The 24,463-nt window shown below is 71.2% G+C and carries 20 protein-coding genes; 12 read left to right on the top strand and 8 right to left on the bottom strand.

The window, feature by feature from the left end:
• Position 1 precedes the first annotated feature (1 nt).
• The 9 genes from TR46_RS16110 (at position 2) to TR46_RS16070 (ending at position 14,721) form a co-directional block, all read left to right on the top strand.
• Complete coding sequence (locus TR46_RS16110) at positions 2–928, top strand: carbohydrate ABC transporter permease (RefSeq protein WP_084718554.1); 927 nt, start codon at positions 2–4, stop codon at positions 926–928.
• A gap of 166 nt (positions 929–1,094) precedes the next feature.
• A complete protein-coding gene (arfA, locus tag TR46_RS16105; protein ID WP_042400879.1) occupies positions 1,095–2,606 on the top strand; it encodes an arabinosylfuranosidase ArfA in 1,512 nt (503 codons plus the stop codon).
• A gap of 363 nt (positions 2,607–2,969) precedes the next feature.
• Positions 2,970–4,001 carry a LacI family DNA-binding transcriptional regulator gene (locus TR46_RS16100; RefSeq protein ID WP_042400875.1) on the top strand — a complete coding sequence of 344 codons (1,032 nt, stop codon included), beginning with the start codon at positions 2,970–2,972 and terminating at the stop codon, positions 3,999–4,001.
• A gap of 124 nt (positions 4,002–4,125) precedes the next feature.
• Positions 4,126–5,289 carry a substrate-binding domain-containing protein gene (locus TR46_RS16095; protein WP_042400872.1) on the top strand — a complete coding sequence of 388 codons (1,164 nt, stop codon included), beginning with the start codon at positions 4,126–4,128 and terminating at the stop codon, positions 5,287–5,289.
• Positions 5,290–5,364: 75 nt separating this feature from the next.
• Complete coding sequence (locus TR46_RS16090; protein WP_236655347.1) at positions 5,365–6,894, top strand: sugar ABC transporter ATP-binding protein; 1,530 nt, start codon at positions 5,365–5,367, stop codon at positions 6,892–6,894.
• Positions 6,891–7,910: an ABC transporter permease gene (locus TR46_RS16085; RefSeq protein WP_042400867.1), complete on the top strand. Its 1,020-nt coding sequence runs from the start codon at positions 6,891–6,893 to the stop codon at positions 7,908–7,910. Before TR46_RS16090 ends, TR46_RS16085 begins: the two co-directional genes overlap by 4 nt.
• Before the next feature lie 219 nt (positions 7,911–8,129).
• Positions 8,130–11,354 carry an alpha-L-arabinofuranosidase family protein gene (locus TR46_RS38870; RefSeq protein WP_161790143.1) on the top strand — a complete coding sequence of 1,075 codons (3,225 nt, stop codon included), beginning with the start codon at positions 8,130–8,132 and terminating at the stop codon, positions 11,352–11,354.
• A gap of 383 nt (positions 11,355–11,737) precedes the next feature.
• Positions 11,738–12,232, top strand: a complete 495-nt coding sequence (locus tag TR46_RS16075; protein ID WP_042400864.1) for a DUF3145 domain-containing protein — start codon at positions 11,738–11,740, stop codon at positions 12,230–12,232.
• Between the two features lie 512 nt (positions 12,233–12,744).
• The gene (locus tag TR46_RS16070) at positions 12,745–14,721 is read left to right on the top strand and encodes a S53 family peptidase (RefSeq protein ID WP_042400862.1); all 1,977 of its coding nucleotides are present in this window, start codon (positions 12,745–12,747) and stop codon (positions 14,719–14,721) included.
• 7 nt (positions 14,722–14,728) lie between these two features.
• Here the strand turns inward: TR46_RS16070 and TR46_RS16065 are convergent, their stop codons facing one another.
• From TR46_RS16065 to TR46_RS16035, 7 genes are all read right to left on the bottom strand, one after another.
• Positions 14,729–15,184, bottom strand: coding sequence for a hypothetical protein (locus tag TR46_RS16065; RefSeq protein ID WP_063770600.1), 456 nt, complete (start codon positions 15,182–15,184; stop codon positions 14,729–14,731).
• Between the two features lie 83 nt (positions 15,185–15,267).
• Entirely contained in the window at positions 15,268–15,864 is a 597-nt protein-coding gene (locus TR46_RS16060; protein WP_042400859.1) for a TetR/AcrR family transcriptional regulator, read from the bottom strand.
• Positions 15,865–16,032: 168 nt separating this feature from the next.
• Positions 16,033–17,301, bottom strand: coding sequence for a beta-ketoacyl-[acyl-carrier-protein] synthase family protein (locus TR46_RS16055; RefSeq protein WP_042400857.1), 1,269 nt, complete (start codon positions 17,299–17,301; stop codon positions 16,033–16,035).
• A 105-nt stretch (positions 17,302–17,406) separates the two neighbouring features.
• Positions 17,407–17,649: an acyl carrier protein gene (locus TR46_RS16050; RefSeq protein ID WP_030251060.1), complete on the bottom strand. Its 243-nt coding sequence runs from the start codon at positions 17,647–17,649 to the stop codon at positions 17,407–17,409.
• Positions 17,650–17,725: 76 nt separating this feature from the next.
• Complete coding sequence (locus TR46_RS16045) at positions 17,726–18,760, bottom strand: beta-ketoacyl-ACP synthase III (RefSeq protein ID WP_042400851.1); 1,035 nt, start codon at positions 18,758–18,760, stop codon at positions 17,726–17,728.
• Entirely contained in the window at positions 18,757–19,707 is a 951-nt protein-coding gene (locus TR46_RS16040) for an ACP S-malonyltransferase (protein ID WP_084718553.1), read from the bottom strand. Before TR46_RS16040 ends, TR46_RS16045 begins: the two co-directional genes overlap by 4 nt.
• A 106-nt stretch (positions 19,708–19,813) precedes the next feature.
• Complete coding sequence (locus TR46_RS16035; RefSeq protein WP_042400960.1) at positions 19,814–21,007, bottom strand: PucR family transcriptional regulator; 1,194 nt, start codon at positions 21,005–21,007, stop codon at positions 19,814–19,816.
• Between the two features lie 232 nt (positions 21,008–21,239).
• Here TR46_RS16035 and TR46_RS16030 point away from each other — a divergent pair, with 232 nt between their 5' ends.
• Positions 21,240–22,004 (top strand): pirin family protein, encoded by a 765-nt coding sequence (locus tag TR46_RS16030; protein ID WP_236655346.1) that lies wholly within the window; start codon positions 21,240–21,242, stop codon positions 22,002–22,004.
• 62 nt (positions 22,005–22,066) lie between these two features.
• Here the strand turns inward: TR46_RS16030 and TR46_RS16025 are convergent, their stop codons facing one another.
• Positions 22,067–22,894: a serine hydrolase domain-containing protein gene (locus TR46_RS16025; RefSeq protein ID WP_042400845.1), complete on the bottom strand. Its 828-nt coding sequence runs from the start codon at positions 22,892–22,894 to the stop codon at positions 22,067–22,069.
• Positions 22,895–22,982: 88 nt separating this feature from the next.
• Here TR46_RS16025 and TR46_RS16020 point away from each other — a divergent pair, with 88 nt between their 5' ends.
• Positions 22,983–23,411 (top strand): MerR family transcriptional regulator, encoded by a 429-nt coding sequence (locus TR46_RS16020; RefSeq protein WP_042400841.1) that lies wholly within the window; start codon positions 22,983–22,985, stop codon positions 23,409–23,411.
• On the top strand, positions 23,408–24,424 hold the full coding sequence (locus tag TR46_RS16015) for an aldo/keto reductase (protein ID WP_042400838.1): 1,017 nt from the start codon (positions 23,408–23,410) through the stop codon (positions 24,422–24,424). Before TR46_RS16020 ends, TR46_RS16015 begins: the two co-directional genes overlap by 4 nt.
• The last annotated feature ends 39 nt before the right edge of the window (positions 24,425–24,463 follow it).

Below are 24,463 nucleotides of genomic sequence, written 5' to 3'. Positions count from 1 at the left end.
CATGGCCGCAACCGACTACCGCGCCACCGACCGGGCCGGAGGCCTGGCCCGCCGCATCGGCGCGGCCCTGAAGGGGGCCGACGAGGACGAGGGCGGCCGCCGCGCCCGCTGGACCCCGGGCCGGGTCGCGCTGCTGGTTGTCGCCCTGGCGCTGGCCGTGCTGTGGGTGGTCCCGCTGCTGTGGGCGCTGGCCACCTCGGCCAAGCCCGAGGCGGAGACCGCGACCACCCCGCTGCACTGGCTCGGCAGCGTGGTCACCTTCGCCGCCTACCGCAAGGTCTGGGAGGCCGGCGACATCGGGCAGTGGATGCTCAACTCGCTGTTCGTGTCGGTGATGGTCACCCTGCTGACGCTGGCCCTGACCGCGACCGCCGCCTACGGCTTCGCCCGCACCGAGTTCAAGGGCAAGAAGGTCCTCTACGGGCTGGTCATGGCCGGGGTGATGGTGCCGCCGCAGGTGCTGCTCATCCCGTTGTTCGAGGAGATGGTCTCGATGCACCTGGTGGACACCTACTGGGGAGTGATCCTGCCCCAGCTGGTGGCCCCGGCGATGGTGTTCATCATGGTCAAGTTCTTCCAGGGGCTGCCGCGCGAGCTGGAGGAGGCCGCCTTCGTGGACGGCGCGGGCCGCTGGCGGGTGTTCTGGACGATCATCATGCCGCTGTCGCGCCCGGTGCTGTCCGCGGTCGGCATCTTCACTTTCATCGGCAGCTGGAACAACTTCCTCTGGCCGTTCCTGGTCCTCAACGACCCCAAGTCGATGACCCTGCCGGTCGGCCTGGTCACCGTGCAGAGCAGCTACGGCGTGATGTACGCGCAGGTGATGGCGGCCGCCATCATCGCCGGCCTGCCGCTGCTCGTCATATTCGTCCTCTTCCAGCGCCAGATCGTGCGGGGCGTGGCCCACACGGGCCTCGCCGGGCAGTAGGACCGGGTGCGGGGCCCAGACAACGGTCGGGCCCCGCACCCGCTGCACCGGAAACCCCCCCGCATCCCCCCGGATCCCGCCCTCTCCGCACCCCCGCCCTCTCCGCACCCCCGCACTCCCCGCACCCCCGCACTCCCCGCACGTCCCTGAAAGGCAGTCAGCAGCCATGTCCGACAAAGCCCGTATCGTCCTCGACCCCGCGTTCTCGGTCGGCACCGTGGACCCCCGCCTGTTCGGCTCCTTCGTCGAGCACCTGGGCCGCTGCGTCTACACCGGCATCTACGAGCCGGGCCACCCCGCTGCCGACGCGGAGGGGCTGCGCACCGATGTGCTCGACCTGGTGCGCGAGCTCGGGGTCACCGCGATCCGCTACCCCGGCGGCAACTTCGTCTCCGGCTTCAAGTGGGAGGACAGCGTCGGCCCCGCGGAGGAGCGGCCGCGCCGGCTGGACCTGGCCTGGCGCTCCACCGAGACCAACCGCTTCGGGCTCTCCGAGTTCATGTCCTTCCTGCGCAAGGTCGAGGGCACCTCGCCGATGATCGCGGTCAACCTGGGCACCCGCGGCGTCCAGGAGGCCCTGGAGCTCCAGGAGTACACCAACCACCCCTCCGGCACCGATCTCGCCGACCGGCGGATCGGCCACGGCGACAAGGACCCCTTCGGGGTCCGGCTGTGGTGCCTGGGCAACGAGATGGACGGTCCCTGGCAGATCGGCGCCAAGGACGCGGACGAGTACGGCCGGCTGGCCGCGCAGACCGCCCGCGCCATGCGCATGATCGAGCCGGACCTGGAGCTGGTCGCCTGCGGCAGCTCCAGCCAGTCCATGCCCACCTTCGCCGCCTGGGAAGCCACGGTGCTGGAGCACACCTACGACGTCGTGGACTACATCTCCATGCACGCGTACTACGAGGAGCTGGGGGGCGACCGGGACTCCTTCCTGGCCTCGGCGGTGGACATGGAGTCCTTCATCGAGAACGTCGTCGCGACCTGCGACCACGTGGGCGCGCGGCTGAAGTCGTCCAAGAAGATCAACATCTCCTTCGACGAGTGGAACGTCTGGTACCTGACCAAGACCCAGGCGGCCGAACCGCTCAACTGGGAGGAGGCGCCCCGGCTGCTGGAGGACGTCTACTCGGTCACCGACGCGGTCGTCTTCGGCTCGCTGCTGATCGCGCTGCTGCGCCACGCCGACCGGGTCACCGTCGCCTGCCTGGCCCAGTTGGTGAACGTGATCGCCCCGATCATGACCGAGCCCGGCGGCCCGGCCTGGCGGCAGACCACCTTCTACCCGTTCGCCCAGGCCTCGGCGTACGGGCGCGGCCGGGTGCTGACGGTGAACGTCGACAGCCCGACGTACTCCACCGCCAAGTTCGGCGAGGTCCCGCTGCTGCACGCGACCGCCACCATCGACGACGAGACCGGCGCGGTCACCGTCTTCGCGGTCAACCGCAGCCAGACCGAGGCGCTGCCGCTGACGGTCGACCTCCGGGGCCTGGAGCTGACCCGGGTGGTCGAGCACTCCGTGCTGACCGACGCCGACCCGGACGCACGCAACACGCTGGACGCGCCCGACCGGGTGGCGCCCGGCGTGGTGGAGGGCACCTCCCTGTCGGCGGACGGGAGCGCGCTGAGCGCGGTACTGCCGCCGCTGTCGTGGAACGTGATCCGACTGGGGTAGGACGACCGTCAGCCTCCGTGCCGAGCCACCCCGCCGTGCCTGGCGGGGTGGCTCACCGTCGTTGGGCGCAAGGGGCGTTGCCGGGCCCGGGGGTCGCGGGTACGGGGCGCTGCCGGCCGGCTGCGGCCCCCTGCGGTCCCTCGCGGCCCGCTGCTGCGCCGTGCCGCGTCCGGCCCGTTGCCGGGGCGTTGTCAGACTGTTGTCAGGTAGCCGAAACGTGACCTGCGCAACCCGTTGACGCGTTGTCATGTGAGCGTTAACAATGCAGTGTCGGAAACGGCGGGGAAACAGATGCCGTACCTTGTCGGACAGTCCCTTGTGCTCAAGAACGCCGTATAGGCGCAGGTCGGAGTGAGGAATTCCATGGGAGCAGCGAACACCGTCAACGGGCGCCAGCCGGTCATGGCCGACGTCGCGCGGCTGGCGGGCGTCTCGCACCAGACAGTCTCCCGGGTGCTCAACGACAATCCGCACGTCAAGGAGGAGACCAGGGAGCGGGTGCTGGTCGCGATCCGGGAGCTGGACTACCGTCCGAACTCGGCCGCGCGCACCCTGGTCACCCGCAGGTCGCAAACGCTCGGGGTGGTCAGTTTCGACACCACCCTCTACGGACCGGCCTCGATGCTCTACGGCATCGAACAGGCCGCCCGCAGCGCCGGCTACTTCGTCAGCATCGCGAGCCTGCGTTCGCTGGACGGCCGGTCGGTGCAGGAGGCCGTGGACCGGCTCAGGGACCAGGCGGTGGAGGGTGTGCTGGTGATCGCGCCGCAGACCTCGGCCGTCGGGGCGCTGGCGCAGGTCCGCAGCGCGGTCCCGGTGGTCGCGGTCGGTTCCGGCACCCAGGCCAGGGTGCCCGGGGCGGCCGTGGACAATGAGGCCGGGGCGAGGGCGGCCACGCAGTACCTGCTCCATCTGGGGCACCGCACGGTGCACCATGTCGCGGGACCGTCGAACTGGTTGGACGCACAGGCCCGGCGCGCCGGTTGGCGGGCCGTGCTGGCGGACGCGGGCGCTCCGGTGCCCGAGGTCGTCAGCGGGGACTGGAGCGCCAGGTCCGGCTACGAGGCCGGGCTGCACCTGCTGGACAACCCGGAGGTCACGGCGGTCTTCTGCGCCAACGACCATATGGCTCTCGGGGTTCTCCGGGCGTTGAACGAGGCCGGTCGCGGCATTCCCGGCGACATCAGCGTGGTCGGCTTCGACGACATCCCCGAGGCCTCCTACTTCACTCCTCCGCTCACCACGGTGCGTCAGGACTTCGGTGAGCTCGGCCGCCGCGGACTGGAGCTGCTGGTGGCCCAGGTCGAGGGCGAGTCCGGTAGCAAGGACCGGGTGCTGGTCGCCCCCGAACTGGTGCTCCGGGGGAGTACGGCGGCCGCCCGGGGCGCCGGCTGAGCACCGCGCACCAACTGAGTACCTGCACGGAAGTACAGACGCACAGCTCAATTGTTAGCGCAAACAATTTCTGGCGGGGTGTTCGCTCCGCCGTGCCTGGAAACCGATCGAGAGGACCACCACCATGACGTCCGCACACACCTCCGGCAGCGCCAGATCAAAGAAGCTCGCCGCCGTGGGCACCGCGCTGCTGCTCGCCCTCGGCGCTGCGGCCTGCAGCAAGACCGGGGCAGCCGGTGGCGGCAGCGGCTCGGCCTCCGCGGCCGGCGGCAGCAGCTCCGCCCCGGCCGTCACCCTCTCCGGTGACATCTCGTTCAACGACGCCAACCTCACCAAGCTCGACGCCGCCATCAAGACCGCGCTGCAGGGCAAGGACCTCTCCAAGCTGGACGAGGCCATGGTCGTCAACGTCGCGGTGGACTACTGGAACGCGGGCAAGGTCGGCTTCAACAAGGGCCTCAGCGACCTCGGCATCAAGGGCACCTTCCAGGCGCCCGCCAACGGCCGGCTGGACCAGCAGCTGTCGATCATCCAGACCCTGCGCGGCCAGGGCATCTCCGGTTTCAGCGTCTCCGCCATCGACCCGACCGCCATCAAGGCCCCGATCGCCTCCGCCAACTCGTCAGGCATCCCGGTCCTGGCGATCGACTCCCCGCTGCCCCCCGAGGACGGCTCCGCGCTCTACCTCGGCAGCCTCAACGAGCAGTTGGGCGAGAAGGCCGGCGCGGCCATGAAGCAGGTGCTGAACAACCAGGGCGAGGTGGTGATCCTCACCGGATCGCTGACCGCGTCCAACTCGCTGGAGCGCATCGCCGGCTTCAAGAAGGCGCTCGAAGGCTCCAACATCAAGATCACCCAGACCCTGAACGACGCGACGGACGCCTCCAAGGCGCTGTCCAACGCCTCCACCTCGTTCCAGACCGACCCCAACGTCAAGGGTCTGTACGGGGTCTACTCCTACGACGGCCCCGCGGCCGGCCAGGCGGTGCAGTCGGCCGGCAAGACCGGTGCGATCAAGGTCATCGCCTCCGACAGCGACGCGCAGACGCTGAAGTTCATCCAGAGCGGCGTCATCCAGGCCACCGTGCTCCAGCAGCCCTACCAGCAGGGCTACACCGGAGCCTTCCTGCTGGCGGCGTTCAAGGTGCTCGGTAAGGACGCCACCCTGGCCCTGGTCAAGCCCTACCTGGAGAGCGACGGGACCAGCCTGAGCACGGGCGCGGGTGTGGTGACCCAGTCCAACATCGTCGACTACCAGGCCATGCTGACCAAGCTCGGCATAGGCTGAGGTCGCGCTATGGCAGCCGTGGAAGCACGGACCGGTGGGGACACGGCGGCTCGCGCCGTCGTGTCCCTCCGGGGAGTGAGCAAGAGCTACGGGCCGGTCAAGGTGCTGGACATCCCGGAGCTGGAACTGACCAGCGGTCAGATCGTGGGCGTGGTCGGCGAGAACGGCGCCGGCAAGTCCACGCTGATGGGTGTGCTGTCCGGCACCGTGACCGCGAGCACCGGATCCATCCTGATCGACGGGCAGGAGCTGCACAGCGGCCGCCCGGACCACGCCCAGGGCCTCGGCGTCAGCCTGGTGGCCCAGGAGTTCCCGCTGGTGGGGCAGTTGAGCGTGGCTGAGAACCTGCTGCTGGGCCGGCGCCCGGCGAGCAGCGAGGGCCGCCGCTTCGGCGGCTGGCGCTTCGACCGGGCCGGTACCAGGGCCGAGGCCAGGGCGCTGCTGGCGGACGTCGGCGTCGAGGGTGTGGACGTCGACCGGCCGGTGGAGCGGCTGCCCGTCCCGGTCCGGCAGATGATCGAGATCGCCAAGGCCTGGGGCCACCACCCCAAGGTGCTGATCCTGGACGAGCCGACCTCCTCGCTGGGCCCGGTGGAGGCGGACAAGGTGCTCTCGCTGGCCCGCCGGCACGCCGAGGGCGGCGGGGCGGTGCTGTTCATCGGCCACCGCCTGGACGAGGTGCGGGCGCTGGCCGACCGGGTGATCGTGCTGCGCGGCGGTCGGCTGGTGGCCGACCTGACGCCGGAACAGGCGTCCGAGGAGCGGCTGATCCGGGAGATGGTCGGCAGCGAGCTGGCCAAGGCGGACGTCAGCCCGCCGCCGTCGGTCGAGCGCGAGGTGGTGCTGCGGACCGAGGGCCTGACCGCGGACGGCCTGGGCCCGGTCGACCTGGAGGTGCGGGCCGGGGAGATCCTCGGCGTGGCCGGGCTGATGGGCTCGGGGCGCAGCCGGCTGCTGCACACGGTGATGGGCGCCCAGCCCAGGACCGGCGGCACCGTCGAGTTCAAGGGCGAGCCGTTCTTCCCGAAGCACCCGGCCGACTCGGTCGCGGCCGGGATCGGGCTGGTGCCGGAGGACCGCAAGGAGCAGTCGCTGGTGCTCGGCGCCTCGGTGCGCTGGAACATCACCCTGGCCACGCTGCGCCGGATCAGCCGCCGCGGGGTGCTCACCCCGCGCGCCGACCGCGAGCACGCGGGCCGCCTGGTCAAGGAGTTGGGCGTGCGGCTGCACTCGGCCGAGCAGCCGGTGGGCGACCTGTCCGGCGGCAACCAGCAGAAGGTGGTCTTCGGCCGCTGGCTGGCCGCCGAACCGCGGCTGCTGCTGCTGGACGAGCCGACCCGAGGCGTGGACGTGGGCGCCAAGGCGGAGATCTACGGCCTGATCGACGAGGCCGCCAAGGAGGGTCTGGCGGTGGTCGCGGCCTCCTCCGAACTGGAGGAGCTGCTGTGGATCTGCCACCGGATCGTGGTGATGGCGAACGGCCGGGTGGTCGCCGACATCCCCAGGGAGCGGTTCAGCAAGGAACTGATCATGACGGCGGCGGCCGGGACGCAGGGAACGCAGTCCCCGGAAGCACAGGCCGCAGCGAAAGAGGCGATCGTATGAGCAGCAGTACGGACACCGCGCCCGCCCCCGCGGCGGCCGCGCCGGAGAAGCCAGGGGCCGGCATGCTCCGCCGGCTGGTGGAGACGCCCGAGGTGGGCGTGGTCGTGGCCTGTGTGGTGGTGTTCACCGCACTCGCCATCGACAAGTCGACCTTCGCCAGCGCCGTCAACCTCCAGGGCATGGGCTTCGACCTGGCCCAGTACGGGCTGATCGCGATCGGCGAGTCACTGGTGATCCTGACCGGCGGCATCGACCTCTCGGTCGGCGCGCTGCTGGGCACCTCGGTCATCCTGGCCTCCTGGTTCAACGTCAAGGCCGGCCTTCCCGCCGGGGTGGCGATCATCTTCACGCTGGCCATCTGCGGCACCGTGGGCCTGATCCACGGGCTGGCGGTGACCCGGCTGAAGATGCCGCCCTTCGTCACCACCCTGGTGACCTACACCGTCGCCCAGGGCGTGACCCTGGCGATCACCTCCGGCACCTCGATCCCCGGCATCTCCGGCTTCTTCGGTGACATCGGGCAGAGCTACCTGGCCCAGATCCCGGTGCCACTGGTGCTGTTCGCGATCGTGGCGGTGGCGGCGTGGTTCTTCCTGGAGCGCACCTACCAGGGCCGCCAGGTGTACGCGGTCGGCGGCAACGCCGAGGCGGCCCGGCTGGCCGGTATCCGCGGCGACCGCCGGGTGGTGTCCATGTACGTCACCAGCTCGCTGCTGTCGGGCCTGGGCGGCATGCTGGTGCTGGGCCGGATGGGCGTGGGCTCCGCGAGCGGGGTCGGTGTGGGCTGGGAGCTCTCGGCGATCGCCGCCGCGGTCATCGGCGGGGTGAGCCTGATGGGCGGTCAGGGCCGGATCATGGGCATCGTCGCCGGTGCCGTGCTGCTGGAGCTGATCAACAACGGTCTGACCACGCTGCAGATCAACTCCAACTACACCCAGATCGTGCTGGGTGCGGTGCTGGGCATCGCGATCACCGCGGACCGGCTGCGGGCCAGGCGGCTGGCCAAACGGCGCTGACGCCCCGCGCATCCTCGACATCTGAGAGCTGACTCGGGTCGGCAACCGGGAACCCCGGTTGCCGACCCGCGCGAGCCCTCGGCCCTGCACGCCCTGGCTCGGTTGCACGCCGCATCGCCACATCAGCCGCATCACGTCAGCCGCATCACATCGGCCACGTCGCATCACGCCACATCACAGCACGTACGGATCGGGATCCATCGCCAGCTGAGAGGTGTCATGTTCATATCACAAATGAGACGGGGGCGCGGTCGCGCCGTCGCTCTCACCGCCACCGCCGCGCTGCTGTTCGGCGGACTCACCACCGCCATCGGCAGCGGCACGGCGGGCGCGGCCACCACCGCCCCCACGCCGGCCGCCCACTACGCCCTGGACGAGGGCAGCGGCACCAGCGCCGCCGACTCCTCGGGCAACGGCCGCACCGGCACCCTGGGCAGCGGCGCGAGCTGGAGCACCGGCCAGGTCGGCGCACACGCGGCGAGCTTCAACGGCACCGCCAACGGCAACGTCGACGTCCCCGCCCCGGTCGTCGACACCTCGCAGAGCTTCACCGTCTCCGCCTGGGTGAAGCTCAACAACACCTCCGGCTACCAGACCGCGGTCAGCATCGACGGCACCAACATCAGCGGCTTCTTCCTGCAACTGCGCGGGGACACCGGCGACTTCGCCTTCACCCGGCTCTCCTCCGACAGCACCAGCGCGACCACCTCGGCGATCGCCACCGACAGCACCGCGCCCACCACCGGCACCTGGTACCACCTGGTCGGCGTGGACGACGAGAGCGCCGGCAAGCTGCACCTCTACGTCGACGGCGCGGCGCAGACCGACGCCGCCTACACCGGCGGCGGCTGGAAGGCCGCGGGCCACACCCTGATCGGGCGGGGCCTGTTCGGCGGCAACCCGGTCGACTTCGTCAACGGCTCGGTCGACGACGTCCAGCTCTACCAGGGGGCACTGACAGCCGATCAGGTCGCGGGGATCAACACCTCCGCCCACTGGGGCCTGGACGAGGGCAGCGGCACCAGCGCCGCCGACTCCTCCGGTAACGGCCGCACCGCCACCCTGGGCAGCGGCGCGAGCTGGGCCACCCCGGGCCGTGTCGGCGCGCACGCGCTGACCCTGGACGGCACCGCCAACGGCTACGCCACCGCGAGCGGCGCCGTGGTGGACACCCGGCAGTCATTCTCGGTCTCGGCCTGGGTGAAGCCCACCGCGGTCACCGGCTTCCAGACCGCGGTCAGTGTCGACGGGGCCAACATCAGCGGGTTCTACCTGCAACTACGCGGCGACACCGGGAAGTTCGCATTCACCCGGCTGGCCTCCGACTCCGACTCGGCGACCGTCGCCACCGTTCCGGCCACGGCCGCGCCCACCGCGGGCCAGTGGTACCACCTGGTCGGGGTGGACGACGTGGCGGCGGGCAAGCTCTCGCTGTACGTCAACGGGGTGCTCCAGGGCACTACTGCCTACACCGGCAACTGGCAGGCCACCGGGGACACCGTCATCGGCCGGGGCCGCTACAACGCCGCGCCCGCCGACTTCTTCGGCGGCAGCGTGGACGACGTCCAGGTGTTCGACCACGCGCTGACCGCCGACGAGGTGCAGACCGTGGTCGGGACCTCCGGCGGCACCCTCAGCGTGGACACCGCCAACCCGGCGCACGCGCTGCCGTCCACCTTCTTCGGGGTGATGACCGAGGACATCAACCACTCCGGCGAGGGCGGCCTCTACGCCGAGCTGATCCAGAACCGCTCCATGATGGCCAGTTCCACCAGCCCGGTCGACTGGTCCGCGGTGGGCGACTCCACCATCGCCCTGGACAGCGCCAACCCGCTGAACAGCGCGCTGACCCAGTCGCTCAAGGTCTCGCTGGCCAGCGCCACCAAGGGCAGCCGGGCCGGGGTCGCCAACTCCGGCTTCTGGGGCATCCCGGTCGCCGCCGACCGCAAGTACACGGTCAGCTTCTTCGCCAAGGCCGGCGCCGGCTTCAAGGGCCCGCTCACGGTCGACGTGGAGGGCGCCGACGGCACCGTCTACGCCAAGGGCAGGGTCGACGGCGTGGGCACCGGCTGGAAGCAGTTCACCACCACCATCAGGACCGGTGACGACGCCCCCTCCACCGCGGCCGCCCGCTTCGTGCTCTCCGCGGAGACCGGCAGCGGCGCCACCCTGTGGCTGGACGACGTCTCGCTCTTCCCGCCGACCTACGGCAACGTCAAGAACGGTCTGCGCACCGATCTGATGACCAAGATCGCCGGACTGGAGCCCTCGTTCATCCGCGAGCCGGGCGGCAACTACCTGGAGGGCAACACCCTCGCCACCCGCTTCGACTGGAAGAACACCATCGGCCCGACCTGGACCCGGCCCGGCCACCAGGACGACGCCTGGGGCTACTGGTCCACCGACGGCATGGGCCTGCTGGAGTACCTGGAGTGGGCCGAGAGCCTCGGCGCCCAGCCGCTGCTCGCCGTCTACGCCGGCTACAACCTCAACGGCAGCCATGTGGACGTGAGCAAGCTCGGCCCGTACGTCCAGGACGCCCTGGACGAGATCCAGTACGCCACCGGCTCCACCAGCACGGTCTGGGGCGCCAAGCGCGCCGCCGACGGCCACCCCGAGCCGTTCCACATCGGCTATGTCGAGGTCGGCAACGAGGACTGGTTCGACGGCTCCGGCAGCTACGACGGCGACAACGGCCGCTTCGCGCAGTTCTACGACGCCATCAAGAAGGCCTACCCGTCCATCAAGATCATCGCCACCACCCCGGTCAAGTCCCGCACCCCGGACGTGGTGGACGAGCACTACTACCAGACCCCCGCGTGGATGAACAGCCACGCGAACCTGTACGACAGCACCTCCCGCAGCGGCCCGAAGATCATGGTGGGGGAGTGGGCCTCGCAGGAGGGCAAGCCGACCCCGGACCTCAACGCCGCGCTCGGTGACGCCTCCTGGCTGACCGGCCTGGAGCGCAACTCCGACATCGTCACCCAGGAGGCCTACGCGCCGCTGCTCGCCAACGTCAACAGCGTGCAGTGGAACACCAACCTGATCGGCTTCGACGCGCTGACCAGCTACGGCTCGCCCAGCTACTACGCCCAGTCGATGCTGGCGCAGCACCACGGCGACCAGGTGCTCAGCGCCTCCTACGCCGGGATCGGCGGGCTGAACACGGTGGTCACCAAGGACTCGAAGACCGGCCGGATCTACATCGCCGTGGTCAATCCGGGCGGCACCGCCCAGCCGGTCACGGTCGACCTGGCCGGCGTCGGGACGGTCGCCGAGACCGGCAGCCAGACGGTGCTCGGCTCGGCCCACCCGACCGACACCAACACCATCAGCGACCCCGCCAAGGTCGTCCCGGTGACCAGTCCGGTGCACGGTCTCGGGGCGACGTTCACCAAGTCCTTCGCCGCCTACTCGCTGACCATTCTGACGGTGAATTAGCCGAGGCATTCAAGACGATGAAGCGATGAATACGATCGTCTGACGAGCACGCGCATTCCACTCTTCCGGGGTGGGATGCGCGTGCTTTCGGGTGGTTCCGATGGACCGTCACCCACGGCGGGCCGTCGCGCGGTACCGTTTCCTCAGCATTCCGATGAGCGCTCAACTTCTTGCTGGAGCGGCCGAATCGGGCCGATTCCGACCACTGCGAGTGAGCCTCTGTCCGATTTGTTGAGATAATTGACTGAGTAGTGTTTACGGAACGTCACTTCGGGTAGCCATCTCCAACGTGACGTGTTGACAACGGGTTGGCATCAGGAGTTCTCGAACGTGGCGACGAGGCCGCTGGGGAAGGCGCCCCTCGCACCACACTGGAGGTCCCGGTGACGACTCGTGGAGTTCTCTATCTGCACTCCGCGCCGCGTGCGCTCTGCCCGCATGTCGAGTGGGCCGCGGCCGGCGTGCTCGGCGTGCGCGTCAGCCTCGACTGGATCCGCCAGCCGGTCGCCCCCGGCACCTGGCGTGCCGAGTTCTCCTGGCACGGCGAGCCGGACACCGCCTCCCGGCTGGCCTCCGCGCTGCGGGGCTGGCAGTTGCTGCGGTTCGAGGTGACCGCGGAGCCCTCGGCCGGGCTGGAGGGCGAGCGCTACTGCAGCACGCCCGACCTCGGGATCTTCCACGCGGTCACCGGGGTGCACGGCGACATCATGATCCCCGAGGACCGGCTGCGCTCCGCGCTGCTGCGGGCCAGGATGGGCGAGGGGGACCTGGAGTCCGAGATCTCCCGGCTGCTCGGAAAACCCTGGGACGACGAGTTGGAGCCGTTCCGGCACGCCGGTGAAGGAGCCCCGGTGCGCTGGCTGCACCAGGTGGTCTGAACGGCGGCCCGGCCCTGGTCCGGTCGTCGTCCGACGGTCGGGGGTGCTCCGGAGTCTTATCGGAGGGGGCGCATTCGCAATTCTCTGCGCCCGGCTCTCGCGCTGTGATCCAACTCCTCCTCGCAGCCCGGTCGTATGGGCGTCATGTCCGGGTACATCCCTGTCATCGAACCTCGAAGCAGCCGCCCCAGGGGCCCCGTGCACCGCCCCTGACCCGCAGTTGTCCGATTATCGACATGCTCCGTATCCATGGCGGACCGTCAGGTGACACCTGCGTAAATCCCTTGTTGCATCCACTCGGCGTGGTGACAGCTCTCCAACCAGTTCTCGCCAACCCCTTGCGCCGCAATTCTTGACCCGTGTACACATCACAGGGGCATTCCGAACGGGCGTTCACGCGGGTCGCTCGGTACCCCATGTCCTGACGGACCCTCACTCCTGGAGTCGTCATTACCGATAACCAGTCCTCAAGCGGACGGCGTGCTCGCATAGCCACCGCGGCCCTCGCCTCGATGGCTCTGGCCGGAGGCACGCTCGCGCTCGCTGCGCCCTCCCAGGCAGCATCGCCCGCACCCACGGCCAAGACCCTGCCGGGCAGCCACCCGTCCTGGGCCACCGCCAAGGCGGACCAGGGCGCCGTGGCAGCCGACACCACCACCTCGGTGACGGTGTACCTGGCCGGGCAGGACCCGGCCGGCCTCGCGGCGTACGCGAAGGCCGTCTCCTCACCCAGCAGCCCCGACTACGGCAAGTTCATGTCGGCTGCCCAGGCCAAGGCCAAGTACCTGGCCACGCCGGCCCAGATCCAGACCGTCAAGGACTGGCTGACCTCGGCCGGCCTCACCGTCACCGGCGCCACCGACCACGCGGTCAGCGTGAGCGGCGGGAGCGCGGCGATCCAGAAGGCCTTCGGCACCGCGCTGCACCGCTACACGGTGGACGGCAAGAAGGTCACCGCGCCGACCAAGGACGCGGTCGTCCCGGCCTCCGTCTCCGGCCTCATCAGCGGTGTCGTCGGGCTCACCGGCAGCGCCCCCACGGTGCAGCCGCAGTCGGTCTCGGTCAAGAGCACGGTCGCCACCGGCTCCACCGCCAAGCCGGCCAGTGGCCTGGCCACCGTGCCGACCTGCTCCGCTTACTGGGACCAGAAGGTCGCGAAGGGCGCGCCGGTCGGCTACACCGCCAAGACCTACTACGACCAGTGCTCCTTCCAGCCCTCGCAGCTGCGCCAGGCCTACGGCATCACCGCCTCGGGCCTGACCGGCAAGGGCGCGACCGTGGCCATCGTGGACGCCTACGGCTCCTCCACGATGCTGGCGGACGCCAACCAGTTCGCCACCAACCACGGTGACAAGGCCTTCAAGGCCGGCCAGTACTCCGAGGTCGTCACCCCGGACCAGTGGAACAGCCAGGACGCCTGCGGCGGGCCGGCCAACTGGGCGGGCGAGGAGGCCCTGGACGTCGAGATGGTGCACGGGCTGGCGCCCGACGCCAATGTCGTCTACGTCGGTGCCAACTCCTGCCAGGACAACGACCTGTCGGCCGCGCTGGCCAACATCGTCGACAACCACCTGGCCGACGTGGTCTCCAACTCGTGGGACGGGCTGATGCACAGCACGTCCGGTGACGAGTCGCCCGCGCAGATCGCCGCGTACGAGCAGATCTTCCAGCAGGGTGCGATCGAGGGCATCGGCTTCGACTTCAGCTCCGGCGACTGCGGCGACAACTCGCCCGCCGCGGCGGCCACCGGAGCCAACTGCGACAAGACCACCACCCGCGCCCAGGCCGGGTTCCCCGGTTCCGACGGGTGGGTCACGGATGTCGGCGGCACCGCGCTGGCGACCTCCAGCAAGAAGGGCAGCTACGGCTTCGAGACCGACATGGGCACGCTGCGGTCCACCCTCACCGCGAACGGGAAGGGCTGGACCCCGCTGCCCGGCGCCTTCTACTTCGGCGGCGGCGGCGGCACCAGCGAGGACTTCGCCCAGCCCTGGTACCAGGGCACCGTCGTCCCGAGCGCGCTGTCGCACACCCTGATGACCGGCGCCACCAGCAAGACCGCGCAGCGGGTCACCCCCGACGTGGCCATGAACGGTGACCTGTACACCTCGGTGCTGGTCGGCATGTCCGACGGCGCCCCGTACAGCGAGGGCGGCTACGGCGGCACCAGCGTCTCGGCGCCGGAGTTCTCCGCGGTCCAGGCGGACGCGATCCAGGGCCGCCACGGCCGTCCGATCGGCTTCGCCAACCCGGAGATCTACTCCCGGGCCGGCAGCAAGTCCTTCACCGACGTCGTCAACAAGACGGCCGTGCAGGGCCGGCCGCCGCTGAGCGCGGTCTACGACGCGGGCATCATCTCCGGCACCCTCCGGGCCCGTCTGGTCGCCTTCGGCCGTGACTACGGTCTGACCGCGACCAAGGGCTACGACAACGCAACCGGCGTCGGCTCGCCCACCGAGACCTACCTGAAGTCGCTCGCGAACGGCTGACGGTGTCTCACCTCTGAGCGGTACTCCGGGCACCGGGGTCGGGCGGAACGTTTCGCCCGACCCCGGTGCCTGTCCGTGCGCGGCGGCGCAGCAGGAGGAACAGGACGAGCCCGGCCAGTAGCAGGACGGCGCCGGGGGCGAGGAAGAGCCAGGGGCTCCACTCGTCGGTGCAGCTGGTCCCGCCTCCGTCGGGGGTGCAGACGGTGCCGGGACCGCCCCGGTTGAGGTAGGCGATCCAGAGCAGCGGCAGCGCGGGGCCGCAGAGCGCTCCGGGCAGCCCCACATGGGAGCCCCTGCGGGAGGCCAGCCACAGGGTCGCCCCGGCGGTCAGCGCCAGGACCAGGAGCCCGACCGACAGCAGCGCAGCCAGCCCCAGTGCGTACCCGCCGCCGACCAGCGCCCACGCACCGAACCAGAGCCACGAACGATCGGGCGTCACCGCGTTGTCGTTCACCGCGCTCACCTGCGCTTCCTCTTGCTCCAGCTTCCCGGGGAGCGACGCCCCGGACCCCCGCGCGCGGGCTGCGGCCGGTCGTCACCGCACACTCACCTGCGCTTCCTCTTGAAGATGTCCAGCAGGGAGGCGATCTTCCCGGCCCGGTCGAACAGGGCCAGCGCGGGCTCGCGTTCGCCCTCCAGGTTGGCCAGCATCTCCAGGCCCAGGTACATCGCCACGATGCCGTGGGCCAGCTCGTCCGGCGGCAGCAGCCTGGCGGCCGGGGAGCCGGACAGGGCGTCCCGGACGGTGTCCTCGGCGAAGTCGCGCCACGGCCGGATCCGGGCGGCGACCTCGGGCCGCAGCTCGGGGCTGAACTGGGCGGCGGCGATCATCTCCACCAGGACGGTGACATGGCCCTGGTCCAGGTCCTCGTCGAAGACCGACCGGGCCGCCCGCACCAGTCCGGCCAGACCGCCGGCCTGGGCCACCATCTCCCGGTAGCGGGCGTCCCGTGCCCCGCTCACCGAGTCCAGCGCCGCCAATTGCAGCCGGGCCACCGTGCCGAAGTGGTAGAAGACCAGCGCCTGGTTGCAGCCCGCCCGTTGGGCGATCTCGCGGGCACTCGCCCCGGCGAAGCCGTTCTCCCGCAGTGCCGCCACGGCCGCCTCGATCAGCGCCGCCCTGGTCTGTTCCGCCTTGCCCACCCCGGCCCCCGTCCCGCTGTTCTTTTGAGCAGTCGCTCAAATTGAGCGACTGCTCAAAGAGTAGGGGCCGTCGAACCGGGACGGCAAGAGACCGGAACGCAGAAAGCCGGGCCCGCCGCAGTCTGTCTGCGTCGGGCCCGGCGTCCGTGCGTCGGGGCTGTCGGTGCGTCAGTCGGCGGTACGGAAGGCCAGTACCACGTTGTGGCCGCCGAAGCCGAAGGAGTTGTTCAGCGCGGCGATCGGGCCCGTGGGGAGCTTGCGGGCCTCACCGGTGACGATGTCGGCGTCGACCTCCGGGTCCAGATCGTCCACGTTGAGGGTGGGCGGCGCCTGGCGGTGGTGCAGGGCCAGCACGGTGGCGACGGTCTCGATGCCGCCGGCGCCGCCGAGCAGGTGGCCGGTCATCGACTTGGTCGCCGAGATCGCGATGTGGTCGACATGGTCGCCCAGTTCCTTGCGGAGCGCCTTGATCTCGGCGACGTCGCCCTGCGGGGTCGAGGTGGCGTGCGCGTTGAGGTGCGCCACCTCCGCCTTGTCCAGGTCGGTCGACTCGAAAAGGTGGGCAAGGGCGCGGGCGATGCCGGCGCCGGTGGGCTCGGGCTGGGCGATGTGGTGGGCGTCCGAGGACAGGCCCTGGCCCACGGCCTCGCAGTAGACCCTGGCGCCGCGGGCGGCCGCGTGCGCGGCGGACTCCAGCACGATCACGCCGGCGCCCTCGCCCAGGACGAAGCCGTCCCTGGCCTTGTCGTAGGGGCGCGAGGCGGCCTGCGGGTCCTCGTTGTTCTTGGACATCGCCATCATGTTGGAGAAGGCGACGATGGGCAGCGGGTGGATGGCCGCCTCGGTGCCGCCGGCGACCACGACGTCGGCGCGGCCGGTGCGGATCATCTCGATGGCGTAGCCGATGGCCTCCGCGCCGGAGGCGCAGGCGCTGACCGGGGTGTGCACGCCGGCCCGCGCGCCGATCTCCAGACCGACGTTGGCCGCCGGGCTGTTCGGCATCAGCATCGGCACGGTGTGCGGGGAGACGCTGCGGACGCCCTTCTCCTTCAGCACGTCGTACTGGTCGAGCAGGGTGGTCACGCCGCCGATGCCGGAGGCGACGACCGCACCCAGGCGGTCCGGGTCCACGGTGGAGCCGGGGGCGGTGGCCGCGGTCTCGAAGCCCGCGTCGGCCCAGGCCTCACGGGCCGCGATCAGCGCGAACTGCGCCGAGCGGTCCAGTCGCCGGGTCTGGTGCTTGGGGATGACGTCACCGGGCTCCACCGCCGTGCGGGCGGCGATGCGCACCGGGATGTCGGCGGCCCAGTCCTCCACCAGGAGCCGAACCCCGGAACGCCCGTTGACCAGGCCCTCCCAGGTTGAGGCGGCGTCACCGCCGAGCGGCGTGAAAGCGCCGATCCCTGTGACGACCACGGTGCGGCTGTCGTTGGTCACTGCAAATCTCCCACGTATTGCGTCAACTGGATGGGGCCGGCGGAGGGGCGGGGCGCCCCCGGCCTTGGAACGGGCCGGGGGTCGACCCGGGTCGAACTGCTGGTGTCAGCTGTTGGCGAGGATGAAGTCCACGGCGTCGCCGACGGTCTTCAGGTTCTTGACCTCGTCGTCCGGGATCTTCACGCCGAAGCGCTCCTCGGCGGCGACGACGACCTCGACCATGGACAGCGAGTCGACGTCCAGGTCGTCGGTGAACGACTTGTCCAGCTCGACGTCCTCGGCCGGGATCCCGGCGATCTCGTTGACGATCTCCGCGAGACCGGAAAGGACCTCGTCCTTGGTGGCCATGTCGGCACTCCTTCGTGTTGTGCGCTGTCCGTGCCCCGCCGGAATGCGGAGCGCGGTCGTCATGTGGATTTGTGACTTACGGCAGAGTAACTACCGCGGCCGCGTAGACCAGACCCGCCCCGAACCCGATGATCAGGGCCAGGTCGCCGCTCTTGGCCTCGCCGCTCTGCAGCATGCGCTCCATCGCCAGCGGGATGGAGGCGGCCGAGGTGTTGCCGGTCTCCGCGATGTCCCGGGCGACCGGGATGCCCTCGGGCAGCTTCAGCGTCTTGATCATGGCATCGATGATCCGCATGTTGGCCTGGTGCGGGATGAACGCGCCGAGCTGGTCGGCGGTGATCCCGGCGGCGTCCAGGGCGCGCTGGGCGGCCTTGGCCATCTCGTAGACGGCCCAGCGGAAGACCGCCTGGCCCTCCATCCGCAGCGCCGGCCACTTGACCTCCGCTCCGGCGCCGTTGACGGCGTCGGGCTTGGCGAAGGCGGTGTCCCAGGCCTGGGTCTGGCTGATGACGTCCTTCTGGGAGCCGTCGGAGCCCCAGACGACCTTCCCGATGCCGGGGGTCTCGGACGGCCCGACCACGACCGCGCCGGCGCCGTCGCCGAAGATGAAGGCGGTCGAACGGTCCGTCACATCGGTGAGGTCGGACAGCCGCTCCACCCCGATGACCACGACGTACTCGGCGCTGCCGGTGCGGACCATGCCGTCGGCCAGGCTCAGGCCGTAGCCGAAGCCGGCGCAGGCGGCGGAGATGTCGAAGGCCGGGGCGGTGCCGCAGCCGAGCCGCTGGGCGATCTCGGTGGCGATGGCCGGGGTCTGCTTGAGGTGCGAGACCGTCGCGACGATCACGCCGCCGATCTGCTCGGGGGCGATCCCGGACTGGGCGATGGCCTTGGCCGCCGCCTGCACCGACATCTCCGCGACGGTCTCCTCCGGGCCGGCCCAGCGGCGCTCGGTGATCCCGCTGCGGGTCCGGATCCACTCGTCCGAGGAGTCGATCCAGTTGAGCACCTCGGCGTTCGGGATCACCCGGACCGGGCGGTAGCCGCCGACGCCCAGGATGCGCGCGAAGGCGGCCCCGGTGCTCGGTGTGATGCTAGGAACGGTGGTCATGTAGCGGCCCCCTCGGGTGCGGCGTGCTCAGCGATCAACTCGCGGGCCTTGTCGAGGTCGTCCGGAGTCTTCAGAGCGAGGGTAGCCACCCCCTTGAGGTTGCGCTTAACCAGGTTGGTCAGCGTCCCAGCAGGTGGGACCTCGATCACGCAGGTGGCGCCTAGACGCTCCAGCGCCTCCATGCACAGGTCCCAGCGGACCGGGTTGGAGACCTGCGACACCAGCCGGCTCAGCACCTCGGCGCCGCTCTCCACGGTCTTGCCGTCCGCGTTCGAGACATAGGCGGTCTGCGGGTCCCGCAGGGTGATGCCGGGGGCCAGCTTCGCCAGCCGCTCCACCCCAGCGGCCATGTGCGCGGTGTGGAAGGCGCCGGCCACCGAGAGCGGGATGATCCGCGCCTTGGCCTGCGGTTCGGCCTTGAACGCGTCCAACTGCTCCAGGGTGCCGGCGGCGACGATCTGCCCGCCCCCGTTGTTGTTGGCGGCGGTCAGGCCGTGCCCGGCGAGACTGGCGGCGACCTCGTCGGGATCGCCGCCGAGGACCGCGCACATGCCGGTCGCGGTCGCCGCGGCGGCGCCGGCCATGGCCAGGCCGCGCTGGCGGACGAAGGCGATGGCCTGCTCGGGCGACAGCACCCGGGAGATGGCGGCGGAGGTGATCTCGCCGACGCTGTGCCCGGCCACCGCGCCCAGCCGGCCGGCCGACAGCGGCTGGTCGGCGGGGAACAGCAGGGAGCCCGCGGCCATCCCGGCGGCGACCAGCAGTGGCTGGGCGACGGCGGTGTCCTTGATCGTCTCTGCGTCGCCCTCGGTGCCGTACTGCACCAGGTCGAGCCCGGCCACGGCGGACCACCAGTGCAGCCTGTCGGCCACACCGTCGACCTCGAGCCACGGGGCGAGGAATCCTGGCGTCTGGGCACCCTGTCCGGGAGCAACGATTACGAGCACAGAACCAACCTTCTCTCGCCGGACCCGCCGGACGCGGGTGGGGACGGCGACCAATAACCGCAGCCGTCGTTGTGGATTCCCTACAGTCGTGCGTTTGCGCAGGTCATCACGGTTGGAGTCGTCCCAGCGCCAGGGCGATGCGCAGGGTGAACGCGGAACGCACGTCGCTGGGCGCATACCCGGTGACATCGGTCACACGCCGCAGCCGGTAGCGGACGGTGTTGGGGTGCACGAACAGCATCCGGGCGGCGCCCTCCAGCGACGACGCCTGCTCCAGGTAGACCGAGAGGGTGTCCAGCAGCGCCGAGCCCGCCTCGTCCAGCGGGGTGTAGATCTCCTCGACCAGCTGGGCCCGGGCGGCCTGGTCCCCGGCCAGCGCCCGTTCCGGCAGCAGGTCGTCGGCGAGCACCGGGCGGGGCGCGTCCGGCCACGCGGCGCAGGCGCGCAGCCCGGCGGCGGCGGCCTGGGCGGAGCGGGTCGCCGACAGCAGGTCGCCGACGGTGGGACCGATCACCACCGGTCCAGCGGCGAACTGCCCGATCAGCGAGCGGGCCGCCGGGACCGGATCCCAGACCCGGTCCGGGTTGCGGCCGCCGTCGCCGACGACGACCACCAGCCGGGCCCCCAGCACCCCGGTCAGCACATGCAGCTTGGCGTGCCGGGCGGCCCTGCGGATGGCCTCGACCACCAGTTCGCTGTCGCCGGCGGGCGCACTGCCCATCACCACCATCACCCGGTCGGGCGACCCCCAGCCCAGCGCCGCGGCACGGGAGAGCACGCCCTCGTCGGCGTCCCCGGACAGCAGCGAGTTGACGACCAGGGCCTCCAGCCGGGCGTCCCAGGCGCCGCGGGCCTCGGCGGCCTGGGCGTACACCTGCGCGGTGGCGAAGGCGATCTCGCGGGCGTAGACCAGTACCGCCTCGCGCAGCCCGTCCTCGCCGCCGGGGACCGCGACTTCGTCGATGGCCTCCTCCACCACCTCGATGGTGGTGCGGATCATCTCCACGGTCTGGCGCAGCGTCACCGCCCGGGTCAGCTCGCGCGGGGCGGTGCCGAAGACGTCGGTGCTGATCGCCTGCGGCGCCTCCGGGTGGCGGAACCACTCGGTGAAGGCGGCGATACCGGCCTGGGCCACCAGGCCGATCCAGGAGCGGTGCTCCGGCGGCATGTTGCGGTACCAGGACAGTTGCTCGTCCATCCGGGCGATGGCCGCGGTGGAGAGCTTCCCGGCCGCCTTCTCCAGCCGCTTGAGCGTGGCGGCGTGCCGCTCGGCCCGTTCGGCGGCGGTCCGGCGCTCTATCGCCGTTCCCCGGGGCGAACCCCGGCGCTGCGGCTCCGGCTCGGGGCCGTCCGGCGGCGCGGCGGGCTGCGTCGCCCTGGCTGCGGCCTTCTTGGCGGTCTTCTTCGCTGGCTTATCGACTGGGACGGCAGGCACAGCACAAGACTGCCCTACGTACGGACGGATGCGCGCCGAGCAGCACCTTCCCGATGCGTGGCAACAGTCACAACCGGGGCACGGTAGCGTCGTGCGCGTGTCCGAGCAGCCCCCGCCGGCCCCCGCGCCGGCCCCCGCCCTCAGCGTCCACCTGGCGTTCGAGCGCTACGCCTCCGCGCCCGAACCGGGCGTGCTGACCCGGCACGCGTTCTCCTTCGCCGGCCACTACGACCCGGCGAACACCCACTTCGGGGCGCTGCTGGCGTGCAACGAGGAGACCCTGGCGGCCGGTGCGGGGTTCGCCCCGCACAAGCACCGCGACACCGAGATCCTGACCTGGGTGCTGGACGGCGCGCTGGCGCACCGGGACGACCACGGCCACGCCGCCGTGGTCCGGCCGGGGCAGGTCCAGTACCTGGGCGCGGGCAGCGGCGCGGTGCACAGCGAGGGCAACGTCGGCGGGGCCGCCGGACCGGTGCGCTTCGTGCAGTTCTGGCTGCAGCCGGACGAGTTCGGGGCGGCGCCCCGGTACGCCCTGCGGCCCGCGCCGACCGGCACCGGGCTGCTCACCCTGGCCGGGCTGGGCGAGCTGCGCCGCGCCGACGCGGCGCTGCACCTGGTACGGGTCGGCCCCGGGGCGGCGCTGCCCGCGCTGCCCGCCGCCGACCACCGCTACCTGCACGTGGTCCGCGGCGGCCTGGGCTTCCGCACCGCGGGCGGTCCGCGCGGGGTGGGCCGGGAGCTGGGACCCGGCGACAGCCTCCGGCTGACCGGCTCGGCCGCCCCGGTCGACCCGGTGGCGGGCCCGGAGGGCGTGGAGGCGCTGCTCTGGGAGATGCACTCTCCGGTCCGCTACGGCTGAGCGGGGACTTCAGTTGCGGCGCGTGCGCGACAAACCACGCACATGCCGCACCCGAAAATCCGTCAGAGCCCGAGCTCCCGGAGGACGGCGTCGGTGAACGGCGGCCACAGCTCGGCGGCCCAGGTGCCGAAGTCGCGGTCGGTGAGGGCGACGCAGGCCGCCCCGGCGACCGTGTCCACCCAGAGGAAGGTGCCGCTCTGACCGAAGTGGCCGAAGGCGGTGGGGGCGCTGTTCAGACCCATCCAGTGCGGCGACTTGTGGTCGCGCAGGTCGAAGCCGAGGCCCCAGTCGTTGGGCCGCTGGTGGCCGAAGCCCGGCAGCACGCCGTCCAGGCCGGGGAAGGCCACCGAGGTCGCCTCGGCCAGGGTCGAGGGGTGCAGCAGCCGGGGCGCCTGCAGTTCGGCGGCGAAGCGGGCCAGGTCGGCGGCGGTGGACACGCCGCCGGCACCGGCCGGGCTCTTGCCGCCCGGGTCGATCCGGGTTCCGGCCATACCCAGCGGCTGGAACACGGCCTCGGCGGCGTACTGCGGGAAGGGGATGCCGGTGGCCTTCTCCACGGTCTCCGCCAGCACGTCGAAACCGGCGTTGGAGTACAGCCTGCGAGTGCCGGGTGCGGCCATCTGCCGGTGCTCGTCGAAGGCCAGGCCGGAGGTGTGGGCCAGCAGATGGCGCACCGTCGACCCCTCGGGCCCGGCCGGCTGGTCCAGCTCCACCGCCCCCTCCTCTACCGCGACCAGCACCGCGTAGGCGCTCAGCGGCTTGGTGACGGAGGCCAGCGGGAAGGCGTGCTGCTGCGGTCCGCGCGCCCCTGCCAGGGTGCCGTCCCGGAGCACCACGGCCGCGGCCGCCGTCGGTACCGGCCACTTGTCGATGATCAGCAGGCTGTCCATACCGGACAGACTAGCGATGCCGGGTGACCGGACCGGGGCGGCCCGCACCGCTTGCTTGGAGTGCACTCCAGGTAGGTAGGTTCGAAGCATGTCAACGGCGATCGCGACGCAGCCCGCAGAACCGGTGGAGCCGGCCGAACCCGACGGCACCCCGCGCCACACCATCGGCGAGGTGGTCGCCAGGACCGGCCTCACCGCGCACACGTTGCGCTGGTACGAGCGGATCGGCCTGCTGGAGCCCCCGGCCCGCTCGCACTCGGGCCAGCGCCGGTTCAGCGACCGCGACCTGGTCTGGCTGGACTTCCTGAACAAGCTCCGGCTGACCCAGATGTCGGTGGCCGACATGGTCCGCTACGCCGAGCTGCGGCGCGAGGGCGGGCACACCGCCGCCGCCCGTCAGGAGCTGCTGGTACAGCACCGCGACGAGGTGCGTCAGCGGATCACGGACCTCCAGGCCACGCTCCTGATCATCGACTACAAGATCGACTTTTACGCGGAGAGGCAGACGCAGGCATGAGCAGCGACAACCCCATCCCCACCACCACCCTCGGCACCGGCGGCCCGGAGGTCGGCGTCCAGGGCCTCGGCTGCATGGGCATGAGCGACTTCTACGGCGAGACCGACAGCGCCGAGGCGCTGGCCACCCTGGACCGTGCCCTGGAGCTCGGGGTCACCTTCTTCGACACCGCCGACATGTACGGCTACGGCGAGAACGAGAAGCTGATCGGCCCGTTCGTCCGGGCCAACCGGGACCGGGTGGTGCTCGCCACCAAGTTCTCCATCGAGCGCCGGATCGACGACCCGTCCTACCGCGCCGTGCGCAACGACCCCGCCTACATCCGGCAGGCCGTCGACGCCAGCCTGGCCCGCCTCGGCGTGGACGTCATCGACGTGTACTACATGCACCGCCGCAACCCCGAGGTGCCGCTGGCCGAGTCGGTCGGCGCGATGAGCGAGCTGGTGGCGGCAGGCAAGGTCAAGCACCTGGGCCTGTCCGAGGTCACCGGCGCGGAGCTGCGCGAGGCGCACGCGGTGCACCCGATCGCGGCCGTCCAGTCCGAGTGGTCGCTGTTCTCGCGGGACGTGGAGCGGACCGTGGTGCCGGCCGCGGCCGAGCTGGGCGTGGCCTTCGTGCCCTACTCGCCGCTCGGCCGTGGTTTCCTGACCGGGGCCTTCGCCAACGCGGGCGAGCTGGCGCCGGGGGACTTCCGCAACAACCAGCCCCGCTTCACCGGCGACAACGCCGCGAAGAACGCTGCGCTGCTCACCCCGGTCCACAAGATCGCCGCGGCACACGGGGTGACCGCTGCGCAGGTGGCGCTGGGGTGGGTCCAGCAGCGGGCCGAGGTGCACGGGCTCTCGGTGGTACCCATCCCGGGTACCCGTCGGCGGAGCCGTCTGGAGGAGAACGTCGGGGCTACGGCTCTGCACCTGAGCTCCGATGAGCTGGCTGCGCTGGAGCCGATTGCCGCCGCGGTCGTCGGCGACCGGTATGCCGATATGAACGGGACGTCGGCCGCGCGCGAGTAGTGCGGGGTTGCTGTTCGCGCAGTTCCCCGCGCCCCAAGC

This window comes from Streptacidiphilus carbonis, assembly GCF_000787775.1.
GTDB lineage: Bacteria > Actinomycetota > Actinomycetes > Streptomycetales > Streptomycetaceae > Streptacidiphilus > Streptacidiphilus carbonis.
This window is presented reverse-complemented; position numbering and strand designations above follow the sequence as displayed.